Source organism: Leptospira haakeii (assembly GCF_002812045.1).
Classification (GTDB): Bacteria; Spirochaetota; Leptospiria; order Leptospirales; family Leptospiraceae; genus Leptospira_B; species Leptospira_B haakeii.
Genome location: NZ_NPEG01000010.1, coordinates 88,044 through 104,745, shown reverse-complemented (window position 1 = coordinate 104,745; position 16,702 = coordinate 88,044). Strand labels below are relative to the sequence as shown.

The 16,702-nt window shown below is 39.0% G+C and carries 9 protein-coding genes; 3 read left to right on the top strand and 6 right to left on the bottom strand.

Going from position 1 to position 16,702, the window contains the following annotated elements:
- The first annotated feature begins 80 nt into the window (after positions 1–80).
- Positions 81–3,692 carry an adenylate/guanylate cyclase domain-containing protein gene (locus CH377_RS14695; protein ID WP_165780513.1) on the top strand — a complete coding sequence of 1,204 codons (3,612 nt, stop codon included), beginning with the start codon at positions 81–83 and terminating at the stop codon, positions 3,690–3,692.
- Between the two features lie 57 nt (positions 3,693–3,749).
- On the opposite strand, the gene CH377_RS14690 is transcribed toward CH377_RS14695, so the two are convergent.
- Positions 3,750–5,081: a phospholipase C/P1 nuclease family protein gene (locus CH377_RS14690; RefSeq protein WP_243402118.1), complete on the bottom strand. Its 1,332-nt coding sequence runs from the start codon at positions 5,079–5,081 to the stop codon at positions 3,750–3,752.
- 72 nt (positions 5,082–5,153) lie between these two features.
- On the opposite strand from CH377_RS14690, the gene CH377_RS14685 reads away from it, so the two are divergent.
- Complete coding sequence (locus CH377_RS14685) at positions 5,154–6,752, top strand: Na+/H+ antiporter (protein WP_100724541.1); 1,599 nt, start codon at positions 5,154–5,156, stop codon at positions 6,750–6,752.
- A gap of 31 nt (positions 6,753–6,783) precedes the next feature.
- Here the strand turns inward: CH377_RS14685 and CH377_RS14680 are convergent, their stop codons facing one another.
- From CH377_RS14680 to CH377_RS14670, 3 genes are read right to left on the bottom strand one after another with little or no spacing between them, the layout of a single operon-like run.
- Positions 6,784–8,400 (bottom strand): efflux transporter outer membrane subunit, encoded by a 1,617-nt coding sequence (locus tag CH377_RS14680; RefSeq protein WP_100724516.1) that lies wholly within the window; start codon positions 8,398–8,400, stop codon positions 6,784–6,786.
- Complete coding sequence (locus tag CH377_RS14675) at positions 8,397–9,611, bottom strand: efflux RND transporter periplasmic adaptor subunit (protein ID WP_100724515.1); 1,215 nt, start codon at positions 9,609–9,611, stop codon at positions 8,397–8,399. Before CH377_RS14675 ends, CH377_RS14680 begins: the two co-directional genes overlap by 4 nt.
- Positions 9,608–12,856, bottom strand: coding sequence for an efflux RND transporter permease subunit (locus CH377_RS14670; RefSeq protein WP_100724514.1), 3,249 nt, complete (start codon positions 12,854–12,856; stop codon positions 9,608–9,610). Before CH377_RS14670 ends, CH377_RS14675 begins: the two co-directional genes overlap by 4 nt.
- Before the next feature lie 85 nt (positions 12,857–12,941).
- On the opposite strand from CH377_RS14670, the gene CH377_RS14665 reads away from it, so the two are divergent.
- Positions 12,942–14,507 carry a helix-turn-helix domain-containing protein gene (locus tag CH377_RS14665; RefSeq protein ID WP_100724540.1) on the top strand — a complete coding sequence of 522 codons (1,566 nt, stop codon included), beginning with the start codon at positions 12,942–12,944 and terminating at the stop codon, positions 14,505–14,507.
- 75 nt (positions 14,508–14,582) lie between these two features.
- Here the strand turns inward: CH377_RS14665 and CH377_RS14660 are convergent, their stop codons facing one another.
- Both CH377_RS14660 and CH377_RS14655 read right to left on the bottom strand, forming a co-directional pair.
- Complete coding sequence (locus CH377_RS14660; protein WP_100724513.1) at positions 14,583–15,356, bottom strand: MBL fold metallo-hydrolase; 774 nt, start codon at positions 15,354–15,356, stop codon at positions 14,583–14,585.
- A gap of 154 nt (positions 15,357–15,510) precedes the next feature.
- Positions 15,511–16,473 carry a lipin/Ned1/Smp2 family protein gene (locus tag CH377_RS14655; protein ID WP_100724512.1) on the bottom strand — a complete coding sequence of 321 codons (963 nt, stop codon included), beginning with the start codon at positions 16,471–16,473 and terminating at the stop codon, positions 15,511–15,513.
- Between the last annotated feature and the right edge of the window lie 229 nt (positions 16,474–16,702).

Sequence of the window (16,702 nt, the reverse complement as noted above, 5' to 3'; positions counted from 1 at the left end):
AATTCTTATTGGAAATAAATGTCCAGAATTATAACCACAGACGACGGATGACGATTTATGCCTATTATATTGTCCCGAATATGGAAGCCTTACCACAGAACCCTTGGCCAATCATTCCTTCGGATCCTACCGGTCTTCAGTATTTTTGGTACCAGCTCCCTTTTGCAGTTCCGGGACTCACTACCTTTGTTGTAGGTTTTTTGTTATTTGTCGCAGGTATGATAAGAGCTCGAAAAGAAGGTTCGCAAGCTCTTTTAATTAGTTTTGCAATTAGCTGCCTTGCCTTCGGAACTCTTGGACTTCTTTTGGGACTAAGAGCGGTTATTTTGGATGAGAGTTTTTTATTATCCGTTAATACGCTCTTGTACCCGATCGTTCTTTTATTCACTCCTATGAGTGCTCATATTCTGCATCATATCCTGGAAAAAAAATATAAGATTCTTTCTTGGATGAACTGGTTGAATTGGGGAGCAGTCGTATTTGCATTGTCCGGTATTATTTTAAATCGTGCCTTTACTGGAGATTTTATACATTATCCGTTCGGAAAATATCCTGTATCCACTTTCTTCTTAAAACCTTGGGGGATCATAGGAGTATCTACTTACTTTTTAATAGGTGTTCCATGTATTCTTCATTTTCTAAAACAAAACTCTTTAAAAAATAAGAAAACACTTGTACTCGGACAAAACCTTCTTATCATTCTGACCGCGTCCAATCTACCTAGTTTTGTAGGGATTCCTTTTTTCCCAGGTGGTAATTTTTCTTTTATTCCTATGCTTATTCTTGCATACGGAGTATTTCGATCTGACTTTCTGAACTTAAGCGATTTCTTATTTAATAAGAATGCTTTATTCTATTTTTTGAATGCGATAATCGCTCTCTTATTTTTGGGAATATCCGGAGCATTTGTTTATCTTATTTCTCCGGATGAGCTTGCCAAATCCCAAAATATACAATGGCTTTTTATTCCACTAGTCTCTACTTTGGCGGTTTTTTGGCTGGGGATAATTGTTGGAGGAACAAATCCCGCTTCCCCTTTAAATCAGATCGCGGCATTTTCTCTTTATATCTATGGGGCACAATTGATCTCCGTGCTTTCGATCAATATCATTTCAGATCCTATCATAGGTCTTAGAGTCACTCAGGTCTGTTATATGATCTTTTTTCTTGCACCTTCTATTCATATACGTTTTGCTTATCTTGCCCTAAAAAAACCTTTGCCCAAATATTTTCCAATCTTCGACGCGCTAGTATTTTTATTAAGTGTCGCAGCGCTCTCGCCTTGGTTGTTTGTAGGATATTACGAATTTCCTTGGGGAAGGATACTTGCATCCGGACCAGTTGTCCAAGGATTTGGAGTAGTCGGTTTTATCGGGATCTTAGCAGTTTTATTGGAATGGTTCTCCGCATTGAGAAAGAGAGAATCAGATTTCTTGGGGAACTTGGCAGTCTTGTTCTTAGTTGTAGGAAGTGTGATGCTTCTTTTGAATTTACCTGCAACACAAGGATTTCCTATCTATCCTCTTGGAAATTTAAGCATTATACCGACTGGAATACTTGCCTATGGAGTTCTTAAAAATTCAACAAGGTTGGAAGCTCAGCAGGCTTTTAGGATCAGTCACAGGATCTCTCTATTATCCCTTTCCTTGATCCCGTTATTTTCATTTCTCCTTTTTCCGTTTTTGTCGAAATATAGTCCAATTGATTCAAGAATACTTTATATACTTTTAATATGTTTTCCTATCCTTCTTCTAGGATACCAACTTGCTTTCTTTTTGACTAGGCCTATTTCGTCGGAGCTGGATGTTTTATTACATAGATTGGATCGGGCAAGAGAAGAAGCAGAAAATTCTCGAAACGAAGCAGAGATACTGACCGAGCTTGCTAAAAGGATCAATTCAACAAGTGATTTGACTGAAATTTTACAATTTGTTAAGGATCATATTTCTTTAAGGTTCGGGCAAGATTCCATTCTCGCTCTGTTTACGATCAATGATGCCCAGCAATCATTGGTGTTGTATCACCTGACTTCAAACGCGGATTCGGATATTAAAGACAAGATGTCGGATCTTAAGATTCCATTAGCGTTAGAAGGAGGAATTCTTGCAAGAACCTCAAAAAAGCAGAAGCCAATTTATTTGGCAGAGATTAAGCCTGAGTGGTTGGATGCTTCTCCCTTTGATGCGATTCTAGTTAGGACTTTTAATTTGGAATCTGTCCTTCATGTTCCTTTGATCGTACAAGGAAAAACACTCGGGGTCCTTTCGGTGACCTGGTCAAAAGTCCAATTTTTAGCCCAGAAAGATTTGAAGGAAATTGCATCCTTGGGAGATCAGATCGCAGGCGCAGTTCAAAATGCTATTTTATTACAGGAAACAAAGGATTCTGCAGAAGAAATAGAAGAGTTGAATAGATTTGCAAGAATTTTGAATTCTTCTTTGGATCTTGATCAAGTCTTTCAATCCGCATTCGATCATATCGTTGATCATGGTGCGGTGGATACTATATGGTTATTGTTGAAAGATAAAGAGAAAGGAGTGTTAAGGACTTATTCCGGAAATTCTGCCATGCCTGGGCTTACAGAGAAGGAGATGCAGTATTTTCGTAATCTGGAAATACCTCTGAACGAAACGGGTGGGAGTATCTATCATACTTATTCTGAAAAAGTTCCATTATATATAGATGATATACGCTCGGACCAAGGTTTTACGAATCTTCTCAATGGAAGTAAGGTTAACTTTTCTAAAATCGATCTCAGGATAGCAAAGAATTGTCATCTATATTCTATGTTCCAAATTCCACTTATATTGAACCAGGAAGTGATAGGGATTCTGAATTTAACTGCCTTCGAAAGAAAGATAGGTTTAAGCGTTAAGTCGCGGAATAAGATCATGCGGATCTGCGAACAAATTACCACAGCATTGCATAACGCTTCCTTATATGATCAGATCAAAAATCTTTTTACAGAAGCTGAAATTTCTCGAGAAAAAGCAGACTCATTACTTCTTAATATTCTTCCTTCAGAGATAGCAGAGGAATTGAAGGAAAAAGGAGAAGTTAGACCGATCTTATATGAATCTGCTACGATCCTATTTACGGATTTTAAGGGTTTTACTCAAATTGCAGAGACACTTTCTCCATCCGATCTGGTCAGAGAATTGGATAGTTGTTTTACTCAATTCGATGAAATAGTACATCGTTATAAATTAGAAAAATTGAAAACGATCGGGGATTCCTATATGTGCGTAGGTGGGATTCCCGCAAAAAATAGGACTCACGCAATCGATGCTTGTTTAGCTGCCTTGGAATTACAGGCGTTTATGAATCAGATGCAATCTATTAAAAAACAATTGGGATTACCTTACTGGCAGATGAGAATAGGAATCCATACCGGTCCGGTCATAGGAGGTGTGATCGGAAAGAAAAAATTTGCATTTGATGTATGGGGAGACGCAGTGAATACTGCATCACGTTTAGAGTCTGGAGGAGAAGTAGGGAAGGTTAACATTTCCCAGAATACATTCGAACTAGTGGACGATTTTTTTGAAACGGAATATAGAGGAACGATACCGGTTAAGAATAAGGGTTATATGGCTATGTATTTCTTAGAAGGACTTAGAGAAAAGTATTCTTTAACCGAAGGAAATGTTCCAAATAAAGTATTCCATGAAAAATATTTATCTATCTATTAAGTGAAATGACAGGCTGATTTTGCTTTTCACATCCTCAGCCTAAATTTTTTCCTACTCTTACTTTAATCCAGCCCTAACATAATTTCGTATATGAGAACCTACACTTTTCATATGATCCGTAATTGTAGAATTTAGATCCCCTAAGGACTTTTGATTGATCTCAGGTAAAAGTTTGTCTTCTGAAAATCCCTTTAATAAATTAGATTCATCTATCAGGGTATCGATTCGATCAGAAATATCGTAGCTTTGTTTTGATACAACGTTTACAATATAGGAATTATCGTATTTCCCGTAATTATTATCCGAATCAGTTTGTTTTACGCTTTGGATAAAAGGATGAGTTATCTCTTTAGTTCGATAAGCATTTCTTAATGTACTAAAATGGTATTTTTCGATAGTCGTGTGCCTGTTTGCGATCCTATCGATTGCTTCATTTTTGGCAGTTTCAAATCCAAGAATTGCTTTTAGATTGATCCAAAGCATGCTGATTGTCCCGAAATTCGGAAGAACCCTGGAATGATAGGGTTGAGTAAGATCCACAACATAGTGCATTCCCCAACCTAAAAAACGATATCCCCAATATGGATGACCGGTCTCAAAAGCAATACGAGAGAGTGTCATAAACTGATGTACTCTATATTTAGGATAGGTGCGGGTTAAAAATCCTGCTGCAGCAAAAATAATCGGAGATTCGTGATAATAACCTATATGAAATGGGACTTGAGTCGCGTAATAGATCCTGGAATCCCCAAAGGATTGTATTCCAAAACCATAATCTTTACCGAAACTTTCTCCATTATCTTCGAATAAATTCAGATCTAATCCGAAATCCGGTTCGTCTCCTGCAGTCGCCAATACTTCGAGAGGGCTAACAAATTCTCCTATTCTAATATCATAAAATTCGTAATCTTGTTTTAGGTCCTTCTCTCCATAAATACTCACAGTCATGGGATTTGATTTTTTTGCAGGTAAAGGATTTCCCGGAAGATTCTGTAAAAAATAACCTAACGGTGTTCCGGTATTCAGCCTAAGTGCTCTGAGAAAATGATTACGGATTGTTTTTCTATCTCCACCTTTGAATGAAAGTGCTTCCGGAAGAGGAGCATTTTTATCATAGCTTAGATTTGCTTCCTTCTCCATATCCCTCATAAGAGGGATAAGTTTATCCTGCTCTTTCAGTAAGAAATCTTCTAGGGATTCTACTTTTACCTTAGGCGCAGATACCAATTCTGGCATAACTTCGAGTGCAGGTCGGTTGAATAGGAAGTGATTCCACCATGCTTCTGCAGGTGTAGCAAACAAACTAAGTGAGAAAATACAGATTAGACTAAAATAATATTTAAATTTGAGCACACCAAAGTATTTTAGATAAGCAAGAGAAGTCAACACAAACTATAAAGTTGTTGAGTAGTGGAAAAGCTTCGTAATGATCTGTCAAATCTTCCGCTCAAACAGGAACAGATGGAAAATATTCTAGTTGAATACGTTTATTTGATTTTGATCATCCTTGGATTGGTTGTGATAGCCAATCGATTTGGACTTGCTTATCCGATTGTTCTTTTGATCGGAGGACTTGTTGTCAGTACAATTCCATTCTTCCAAAATATAACGATCACACCGGAACTTGTTTTTCTAATATTCCTTCCTCCATTATTGTATGAGGCTGCTTGGCAAATTTCTTGGAAGGAATTTTGGAAATGGAGGAGGATCATAGTAGGCTTTGCATTTCCAACTGTAATCATCACTTCTTGCGCAATTGCTTTGATCTCTAATTCCTTGATCCCTGGATTTACATTGGCCATTGGATTTTTATTAGGAGGGATTATCTCTCCTCCAGACGCTCTTTCTTCTGTTACTATCATGAAACAAACAAAAGCTCCTAGATCTGCGATTAGTGTCGCAGAAGGGGAAAGTTTGCTAAATGATGCTTCTTCTTTGATCGTATTTAGATTCGCGTTAGCTGCAGTGGTCACAGGGCAGTTTAATTTTCAAGAGGCGACTTTTAGTTTTGTTTGGGTTGTGATTGCGGGTTCACTTATTGGTCTGCTTGTGGGTTTTGTGTTTTATGCGATCCATCGCTGGCTTCCGCTCACTCCAAGTATAGAAATCGTTTTAACTTTTGTGACTCCATATTGTATGTATTATTTGGCGGAACATTTTCATGTTTCTGGAGTTCTTGCTGTGGTATGTGGTGGACTTCTCCTTTCTAGTAAACGCCAAGGTCTTTTGAGTTATGTAAGTCGCATCCAAGGTGAGAATGTTTGGAGTAGTATAGTATTTATTCTAAATGGACTTGTATTCTTGCTTATTGGTTTGCAGTTACCTTCCATCGTAAATCAACTGGGGGATATAAGTTTAACAAGTGCAATTATCTATGGATTATTGATCTCATTTGCTTTGGTAGTAATTAGGGTCATCATCACACTTTTTACATCCGGTTTTACTCGGATCATGAGTAATTTTATAGAAGTTTCAGAAGTAAATCCAGGTTGGAAGATCCCAATTGTTTTGGGATGGGCAGGGATTAGGGGAGTTGTATCTCTCGCAGCGGCACTTTCTATTCCATTGTATACAATTGGAGAAACCCCGTTTCCATATCGAAATTTGATCCTGTTTATCACATTCATAGTGATCTTGACTACAATGATCTTTAATGGATTAACTCTACCTTGGCTGATCCGGAAATTGAATGTAATGGATTTCCAAACTCCCATTCCTGTTCATAGACAAGAAGTGATGATCCAGAAAAAATTGGCTACCGAGTCTCTTCATTATCTAGGGGAGAAGAGCAAAGCAGGCCCTGGTAAAAATAAACATCTCAAAAATCTGATCTCCCGTTTGAAAACGGAGTTAGGATATTTCGAAGAAGAGCTAAAAGGAATGTCAGGGACTCATAGGGGAGAAAGAAAAGAATACGGAGACGTTTATTTAGAACTTCTCCAATTCCAAAGAGATATTCTAAATAAACTCAATCATGATTCAGGATTCGACGAGGAAGTAATTCGTAAATACCATACACTTATCGATATAGAAGAGTTTAAAACCAGAGAAAGTGACTGACTTTCTCTGGTCCTTATATTTTGAGACAGGATCATTTTTCTAGAATAGGTGCAGTCAAATTCTTATTTTTAGAATTATCATCGTCTGCATTTACGTCTATTCCACCGGCCGCATCCGGTTTTTTAGAATTACTAAAATCAAATATATTGAAAGGTTGGATCTCATCATCCGCAGGCAATTGAGTATTTTTCCAGCCACCGCCCAATGCTCTTATCAATCGAACAGATGCCCTGTTTAATTCAGTCTTAACTAAAATTGCATCTATTCGAGCATCCAGAGTATTTACCTGAGCATAGATCAATTCCAAACTATTACTTAAGCCCCCTTTATACAAAGCCATTGTCATGTTTTGTACTTGTGAGGCAGCTTCTACTGCTTGGTCCTGTCTTTGGGATTGTTCCGACATGAATGTAGTTTCTGTCAGTCCATTCTCCACTTCTCTAAAAGCGTTTAAGACGGTAGAACGATATACATCTTCCGTTTCTCTATATGCAGACCATGCTTGTTGTAATTGAGCTCTACGATATCCACCTTGGAAAATAGGAAGAGAAACCGTGGATCCGTAAGACCAGAAACTATTCTCGAGTTGTAATAGATTCACTCCTCCTTCGAATCCTCCGCCACCGCTAAATGAAATATTCGGAAAGAAAGCTGCGCGAGCTATACCTATATTACGATTTGCGATTGCCATTTTACGTTCCATGGAAGCAATATCAGGTCTACGTTCTAGTAGGGTAGAAGGAAGAGTTGCTGGCACTTTAAATGTAACAACATGAACTTCTTCTACAGGAGGGATAGAGAATCCAGTAGGAGCTCTATTCAGCAGGATAGCAATCGCATTTTCAGTTACTCTCATCTTGGATTGTATATCTAAACGTTTTGCTTGTGTACTTGACAGAAGATACTGTGCTCTTTGCACATCCAATTCTGGAGCTATGCCACCTTTATATCTTTCATTTACAAGGTTTAAGGATTGTTCATAAAATTCTATCGATTGGCGATAGGTTGTATCTTGAGCATTCAAACCTCTGAAAGTAAAATAATCCGCAGCAAGTTCTGCTTGTAAGCTTAATCTAGCCAAAGCATAATCTGCAGCCACTGATTGAGCATTATAAATTTGTGCTCTTGTAGAATTTCTGATAGAAGACCAAAAGTCAGGTTCCCAAGAGGCAATTCCTCCTAAGGATGCTGTTCCTTCTTGATTTGCTTCTCCTGCTCCTCTAAAAAGTCGATTATCGGATTGTTTATTATTGGATCCGCTTAAACCAATTCCTAGATGAGGGATCAACTGAGAGCGGACCTTAAGCATCGCATCTCTTGCTTGTACAAATCTTTCCGCAGCAGCTTGCAGATCCGGATTTGCAGTGATTGCTTGTTCTTCTAATTTATTCAATACAGGATCATTAAAAAGTTTCCACCAATCTGCTTGTATTGCTTCTCCTTCAGAAGGATTTGCTTTTACAAAAGGGCCGGATCCGCTCCAAGAATCCGGAACCACATATTCCGGACTTAAGTATTTAGGAGCAAAATCGAACGCGGGGCCGTTCAAACAAGAAACCAATAAGACTGCCAATGGTAGAAGTACGATCCATCGTCCTAAGACGATGTTTCGCTTCTTTGTTTTGTTTATTTTTTGAGATCGGTTCATTTGGATGCTACTGGTTCTAATTTTGAACCTTCTTTTTTGGAAATATTCATATCCGAATATCCGGTTCTTGGCTCTACTACTTTTACCTGATCACCTTCCAGTAAAGAAGCAGAAGGGTTATTCACAATTCGGTCGCTTGTGCTAACTCCATCTCTTACTTCTATCACAGAATCTATGATTTTGTTTACGGTGATCGGTTTGAAGTGGACTTTATTGTCTTGTGTGACAGTCGCTACTTGTGTGCCATTTTCATCAAAGACCAAAGAACTGGAAGGTATTGTAAGAAGATCTTTTTTAACAGGAGCAGTGAGAGTCACTTGAGCATATGAACCGGGCCATAAGGATCTGTCCTTATTATCGATGGTGAATTCCGCAATGACAGTTCTCATATTCAGATCGAAACCTTTAGAGATCGTCAGGAAGTTTGCTACGAATTTCCGATTCGGGAATTGTTGTACAGTGAGTTCTGCAGTTAATCCGGGTTTTAGTAAGTAGGCGAATGTTCCCGGAACAGAAACGAATAATCGCATTTTATGGATATCCGCTACTGTAAATAGGTTAGAAGGTGTTTTGCTATCATCAATATTCCCTTCTTGTGTTACGTAATCACCTACGTTAATATTCCTTTGGATCACAACTCCTTTGAATGGAGCGACTATCGTTTTAAAATTGATCCTGGCCTTATATTTATCTACATTTTTCTCAGCTGATTTCATTTTTGCTTCTTCAGAATTTTTATCTGCTACTGCTACAGAAATCGACTGTTCCGAAACTGCATGAGAACTTCTTAATGCTAGATATCTGTCCGCAGTAACGGCTGCCAGTTTGTATTTTGCTTTTTGAGAATCTAGATCTGCTTCTGCTTGTGCATATTCCGCGTCCAAAGCTGGGACTTTGATACGAGCAAGCACGTCTCCTTCGTTTACTTCTGCTCCGTAGTCTTTATACCACATTTTTACATAACCTGGAACCTGAGCATAGATAACAGCCTCATACCATGCTCTAACTGTTCCAGGCAGAGTAATCGTTTCTAGTGGGTTGGGGGGTTCTGGACTCACTACCGAAACATTCGGAATGGATGCTTCCAAGGCTTCCTTTCGGAATTCTTCTGCGCTATGTATTTGTTGATAGAATATATAGCACAGGAATATAACTCCGAATGAGATTGAAGATAGTGTTAAAAGTTTCTTTTTAGGTACTGTTGGAATCATTTTGAGTTTTCCTTTTGGATTTTTGCACGGTTGTTATAGATGATCGCATAGATACAAGGCACGAAGAATAGTGTGGCGAATGTAGCGACAGCCAATCCTCCGATCACTGCTCTGCCTAACGGAGCATTTTGAGAGTTACTTATGGACATAGGGACCATTCCTATGATCATCGCGGAAGCAGTCATAAGCACTGGCCTAATCCTGGAATATCCAGCTTCGATAGCGGCTCTTACCGCATCTCCATGAACTTCTAAACGGTCTCTTGCATAAGAAACTACTAATATAGAGTTCGCAGTCGCAGTTCCCATACACATGATTGCTCCGGTTAATGCAGGCACTGAAATATATGTGCGTGTGAGGAATAGGGACCAAGCAATCCCTGCTAGTGCGCCAGGCAATGCGGTGATGATGATGAACGGATCCGTCCATGACTGGAAGTTCACTACAATCAAAAGATAAACCAGAAGAATTGCCACAAAGAGCCCTCCAATCAACTCTATATATGCACTTCTCATTGTTTCTGCCTGGCCAAGGATCTCAATTGCGGCTCCTCTTGGAAGTTCGCTCTTCATAGAATCCATGATCTTTTGAGCATCACTCAAAACTCCGCCAAGGTCTCTACCTTCTGCAGAAACATATACGTCAATGAGAGGCAAAAGGTTTTGGTGAGTTACTAAACCTGGAGTTCCGGTCGGAGTGATATTTGCCACGTTACCTAACAGTTGTATTCCATTTTCTGTATTATCTTGTAGGTCTCCTCGATTGACAGGAACAGTAAGTAAATCTTCCGTTCTTCTCATCTGAGGTTGAGGCACATAGATATTGATCTGATAAGATAGACCGGTTTTACGATCCATCCAATACTCTTGGTCTATCTGCTGGCTTCCTGAAGTTGCGAGTAACATATTTTCTGCAACTGATTTCATCGGAAGATCAAGATTGATCCCTAAACTTCTATTTCCGTCTACGAGAAGGGTTGGTGTGGTCATGGTTTGTTGGATCACAACATCTGCTGCACCTGGAATTGTTTTCAATTTGCCTTGGAGTTTTTGAGCAAATTCAAAATTTTTCTCTAAATCCATTCCATTGATTTGAATATCGATTGGAGAAGGTGAGCCGAAGTTTAGGATCTTTGAAGTCAAGTCCGCAGGTTGGAACGTGAATACAGTTCCTGGATATAGTTCATTCAATCCTTTTCTGAGAATTTGTCTGTAATCCCAAACAGGAGATTCTTCATCCTTTAATGAAATTGTTAAGTCACAATCTTGGGAACCGATCGTAGGGGTAGGAATGAACGCAAGGTTATGAGGTCCAACTGGGAGACCACAGTTACTCAGAACGCTTTCCACCTTACCTGGAAGTAATTTTTTAATATCTTCCGAGACTAGAGTGGCAATCCTTCCGGAAACTTCTATCCTGGTTCCTAAAGGTGCACGCATATGCATCTGCAAAGTCCCTGCTTTGATCTCAGGGAAGAAGTCTCTACCATTCAGATAGAATAGAAGAAGGGACCCTGTCGCTATTGCTAAAAATATCTTCACAAATCTTTTGCGATCTGCTATTACTTTCTGTAGAAGAACATAATAACGTTCTCTGAATTCTGTAAAATTACGCTCGAATCCTTTTTGAAAACGGATTAGGAAATCGATCCATTCTGTAATGAAAGCAAAACGAGAGTTTGATTTTTTAGGGAAACTAGGTATGATATGATGTTTCGCTGCTCCCTTGGAATGAGATCCATGAGTATGGGTTTCCGGAGAATGATGAGCAGTAAGCAAATATTTTGCCATGGTCGGAACAAGTGTCCGTGAAAGAATGAAGGAAGCTATCATTGCGAGCGCCACCGCTTCTGCCATTGGCTTGAATAACCAGCCGGATACTCCGCTCAATTGGAATAGAGGGAACCAAACGATTACGATTGCAAGAGTTGCTACGAATGTAGGAATTACGATCTCGTTTGCGGCATCTATGATCGCCTTCTCCAACGGTTTACCCATTTCGATATGAGTATCTATATTCTCTATCATCACAGTAGCATCATCCACAAGGATTCCCACTGCTAAGGCAAGACCTCCTAATGTCATTACGTTGATAGATTCTCCTATCAGATGAAGACCGATGATGGAACTTAAAAGAGATAGAGGAATAGAGGTCGCAATAATCGTAGTCGCTCTCCAAGAACCTAAAAAGAGTAATACCACAAGTCCGGTAAGAGCCGCAGCCAATACCATTTCGTGAACAACGTTCTCAATAGAATCTTTCACAAATACGGAAGCATCGTTTAATAGTTTGATCTCTACATCGTCCGGAGAGATCTCTTTGATCCTTGGCATGGTCTTACGAATTCCGTCTACCACATCCAGAGTGGATGCATCGCCACTTTTCATAACTACGATCAATACGGATTGTTTTCCGTCTACGAGCACAGAGTTCAATTGAGGAGGTCCGCCTAATGCAACGCTCGCAACATCTCTCATAAAAAATGTACTATTGCCGACTCTCTTGATCGGAATATTATTAAAATCTTCTACATGGATCGGGATTGCATTTGTCATTACCATCCAATCCGTTTTACCGATCTTCTGGTCTCCCGCAGGTAACACGGCGCTCTGTTCATTAAACGCTTTGAATACGTCCATGGGAGAAAGGTTCCTGGACAAAAGTTTTTGCTTATCTAGTGATACCAATAATTGCATTGGAGTTCCACCGTAAGGCTGAGGAATAATTGCCCCGGGAATAGTAACCAGTAAGGAACGTATCCTCATGAATGCGAGGTTATACAGTTCTGCAGGGGTCATCTTCTCTGATGTGACTTGGAGCATTGCGACCGGAACGGAAGAAGCCTCCAAACGCATGATCATAGGTGGAGAAATATCCGGAGGCAAGGAAGTGACTACTGTCTGCGAAATTGCAGCCACCTCCGCTTCAGCACCTGCAAGATCGGTATGAGGTTGCAATTCTATATTGATAATGCTACTTCCGTAATAGGATCTGCTATTAATACTTTTGATCCCTTCTACAGTACTGGTTAATGCCCTTTCGAAAAAGTAAGTGATCCTTCCCGCAACATCTTCAGGAAGCATACCTTGGTATCCCCATACTACCGAAATAACCGGTATCTTAATGTTTGGAAAAACATCTGTAGGGGCCTTGAAAATGGATTGTATCCCGAAGAACAGGATTAGAATAGCGAGGACCACGAAGGTGTAAGGTCTTTTCAGAGCAATGAGAACGATTTCATTCATTTTGTTTCCTCATATATTAGTAGCATTTAAGATGGAGAAAATCGTCCCGGTTTATAAGTTTGGACAGGATTCTTGAATGATCAATATGTCTAGAATAAAAGTATTTCTGATTTGGATTCTGATTTTAGTAATTTCTACTCAGGTCTATTCCCAAGGGGATAAGAAGAATGTGGGGCATCTCCGCATCCAAGATTCGGACCAAACTCATTGGAAGCAGATAGATGATTTCTCGGTACTGCTCGACTGGGGATTCTATCCGGAACCGATCAATCTACGCTTTCGGATCGGTAATCTACCGGAGGAATCTAAGACAGAATTTCTGATCTTCCCTTGGAGTCTTTTGGATTCAGTTCAGGTTTGTGATCTAAAAGAAGATTGTTTGCAGGCCGGTTTTATTCATCCGGTGAATGAGTGGCTGATTCCTGGGATATTCCCGGTTTTTCCTCTCCGAAAATTTCTGGAGAATAGCCAAGAGATCAATATTAGGATACAGTCTAGGAATTATATACTTTCGGAAGTTCGATTAGTAAGCGCGGAAGAATTATATTCCATCTCTACAGTTTATTCAGGGATTGTATTCTCACTTCTCGCGCTTGTAATCGTTCAGATTGCGTATCTGATCAATTCCTATATTCGTCTTCGTTCTAAGTGGATCTTGTATCAGATCCTATTTTCATTTGGAATCGGCCTTACGTTTTTATTCGTGTCCGGGATAGCTTCCAGATACCTATTTCCAGGATTCGGTTTTCCTCTTTCCTTAGGAAAGAAGATCATGATAGGGTCTCTGATCATTTCAGGAACTCTATGGGTGTCTCATTTTTTGAAGATCAGGCAGAATTTCAAACCTGTTTGGTACTTCTATAATATAGTAAACATTCTGACTGCAATCATGATCGCTTTAAGTTTTACTAAATTTCCAAGGCAGTTCATTTCTCGCTCTTTTACTATTTTCTATTTGGCTGTGACTGGAACAGCAATCGTTCTCAGTTTGGTTGCTACAAAAAGAAAAACCATCCAAACTCGTTGGTTTGTATTTGGAATGTTCTCTTTGCTTGCGATAGAGCTATTAAACATTATTTCATATAAGGCATTCTTTTCCTTTGATGGGAAAAGTTTCTTATTTTTTATAGCACTCTTTGTTCCAATAAATATATTCCTGACTAGCCGTTCGGTTAGGACGAGGATCCGAGAATTAGAACATGAGATTTCATTAAGAAGAGAAGAGCTTAAGAATTTCCAAGTTGATAAGACGTCTTCAGACATATCCGGAAAGAAAAAATCTACCATCATCGGTATTAATGTAGAAGATACTCTAGCTCGTTTGAACAAACTTCTGGATGAGGATAAAATCTATTTAGAGGAAGAATTAAGGATCAGTGATCTTGCTGCAGTTTTAGGTTTATCTGTGCATCAAGTTTCAGAACTTCTAAACCAAGTTTTGAATATTTCCTTTCCTGACCTGCTTAAAAAATATAGAATAGAAGAAGCAAAACGTATTATTCTAAATGATCCTTCCACAAATATACTGGATCTGGCATTCTCTGTGGGTTTTCAATCCAAGTCTTCCTTCTATGATACTTTTAAGAAACATACTGGGCAAACCCCGCAAGAATTCAAAAAATCGGCGGGATTAGATTCTACTGAAGAATGATTTGATTTGGATGTATAAAAGAACTAGTTTCGAAAAAGAAAAATATTCTCTTTTCCGAAACTATCGATTAATCGATCAATACCAGTTGATCAATTCTACTTCGGTGGAAGGGCTAGACTCTTTTACGAGTGCTTTGAACTTTTCAGTATCGCTTAGGCCGTCTTTTCCACGGTAATGGTAAGGGTATACAATTTTCGGTTTAAAGTCTTTCACTGCGTCTGCAGCTTTTTCTACGGTCATTGTATAAGGTTGGTTCATACAAAGAAATGCAATGTCGATATTCTTCAAAGCTCTCATTTCTTTAATATCTTCAGTGTCTCCTGAAATATAGATCGTCTTTCCGCCGAACTTGATCAAATAACCGTTTCCTCTTCCTTTCGTATGTTTATCCAAATGTTCTTTGGTAATATTATACATAGGAATCGCGGAGAAATTAATATCACCAACCGAAGTGGATTGTCCGTTTTTCAAACGAGTGATATTAGTGTATTCTTTTGCTTCTTTCGCAACTGCTTCCGGAGCTATGATCTGAGTTTCTTTAGTAGCGATCTCTCCTAAAGTTTTTAGATCCATATGATCAGGATGAATATCAGTAATTAGGATCAGGTCTGGTTTTTTCTGATCCTTATACTTTTCTCCTCCCCAAGAGGGATCCACATAGATCGTCTTTTCACCAATTGTTAGTACCAAACTTCCATGAAAGATTGGCTGGATTTGGATAGAAGTTTTAGAACTTTGGATCTCGATTTTAGGTTTTGGTTCTGTTGTGGCACAGTAGGCGAGTGTAAAAGAAAGTAAGAGTGCCGCGATGGTTCTCTTATTTAGAAAAATATTCTGGATGGATTGCATAAGTTCTCCTTAATTCCGATCCAAAATATTAGAGGTGAAGGGGATTGTAAAGATATAAGTGCGGCTATCGACCGAAGGTCAAGTAGTTTATGTTTCTCTAAAATTCTTCCTCGGAATGCCTTTTTCAGAAAGGCATTCGATATCGAGTAAATTTTCAATAACAGGAAGAAGATTGAGGAGTGCTCGCTACTACAGTATTGTAATGAAGAGAATAATTTCCAGTAATTGACTGGGTTCCTTCTTTACCTGCATTTTCTCCTATGATCCAAGTATTCGATTTTGGAATACCACCGGCTGCATACGCTGCAATATCTGTAGTCGCATTTCCATAGGCACGAATAATATCCAAACCGACGGTATTACGCAAATAGTTGATATAATCAGTTTTGTAAGCCTGAACATTCGCGCCTAAATAATCTGAACTAGGATGGTAATGCCAAGATTTCATTCCTTTGGAAGGGAACCACTCACGAGTATCTTTTGTATTCCAATAAGGACGACCGGTTAAATAAACGATCTGATAACCTTTATTACGATATGCGTTTACGGTTTCCGGAGCGTAATAATAAGCGTCCGCAATTTTAATACCCGCATAATCTGCAAGAGCTTCAAAATCATTTGTGGTCAAGGTTCCATCCACATCGAATAGAACGGTTTGCCGACCTGGATCAGCTACAGTTAAATAACCATCAGCGCTAGAAAGATCACCTTCTACCACCATACGAACGATATAGTCACCTGTTGCGCGGACTCCTAAGTTTGCAGTGATCTTTCCATCACCATTCGTGGTGTAACGACCCACATAGGTCCAACCGCTCATTGCAGTCCCATAGATATAAACATGAATGTATTCGCCTTCCAAATCTTTGTGAAATACCGCATCGTAATCGAATTTACCAACCATAGTTGCATTCGATCCTGATTTTACGATCGTATCGTAAACCATATGATAAGGTACATATAGACCGGCCAAGATCGTGTTTCCGAAATTACGGAAACTTCTTTTGGTTGGTTTTGAGAAGGTAGGTGGGTTAGAAGGAGTGATATAGTCCGGACAATCTGCCCAAAGGCCTACTGAGAACGCAGTTAAGCACAAGGCTAACAAAAAGAATCGCATAGGGATCTCCAAATATTTTTTTCATCTGAAAGTTCTTTCGAAAAATTTTTGTAAACTGATTACAAAAATAATCCAAACAGCGGCGAATATATTGGGGCTGGATGCGTAGAGCAAGAAAAAACTAAAAATATGACAGTGAGAATCTATAGAAATATAAAATACAAAAGATTGGATAAATGAGATACAACTGTTATGAATAACTTATATATGTAATATATAAGAAATATTT

Bases quoted from the DNA above. Each gene is read 5' to 3' on its own strand.
- CH377_RS14695 (WP_165780513.1), top strand. From the start codon at position 81: ATGGAAGCCTTACCACAGAACCCTTGGCCAATCATTCCTTCGGATCCT.
- CH377_RS14685 (WP_100724541.1), top strand. From the start codon at position 5,154: ATGGAAAATATTCTAGTTGAATACGTTTATTTGATTTTGATCATCCTT.
- CH377_RS14680 (WP_100724516.1), bottom strand. From the start codon at position 8,400: ATGAACCGATCTCAAAAAATAAACAAAACAAAGAAGCGAAACATCGTC.
- CH377_RS14675 (WP_100724515.1), bottom strand. From the start codon at position 9,611: ATGATTCCAACAGTACCTAAAAAGAAACTTTTAACACTATCTTCAATC.
- CH377_RS14670 (WP_100724514.1), bottom strand. From the start codon at position 12,856: ATGAATGAAATCGTTCTCATTGCTCTGAAAAGACCTTACACCTTCGTG.
- CH377_RS14665 (WP_100724540.1), top strand. From the start codon at position 12,942: ATGTCTAGAATAAAAGTATTTCTGATTTGGATTCTGATTTTAGTAATT.
- CH377_RS14660 (WP_100724513.1), bottom strand. From the start codon at position 15,356: ATGCAATCCATCCAGAATATTTTTCTAAATAAGAGAACCATCGCGGCA.
- CH377_RS14655 (WP_100724512.1), bottom strand. From the start codon at position 16,473: ATGCGATTCTTTTTGTTAGCCTTGTGCTTAACTGCGTTCTCAGTAGGC.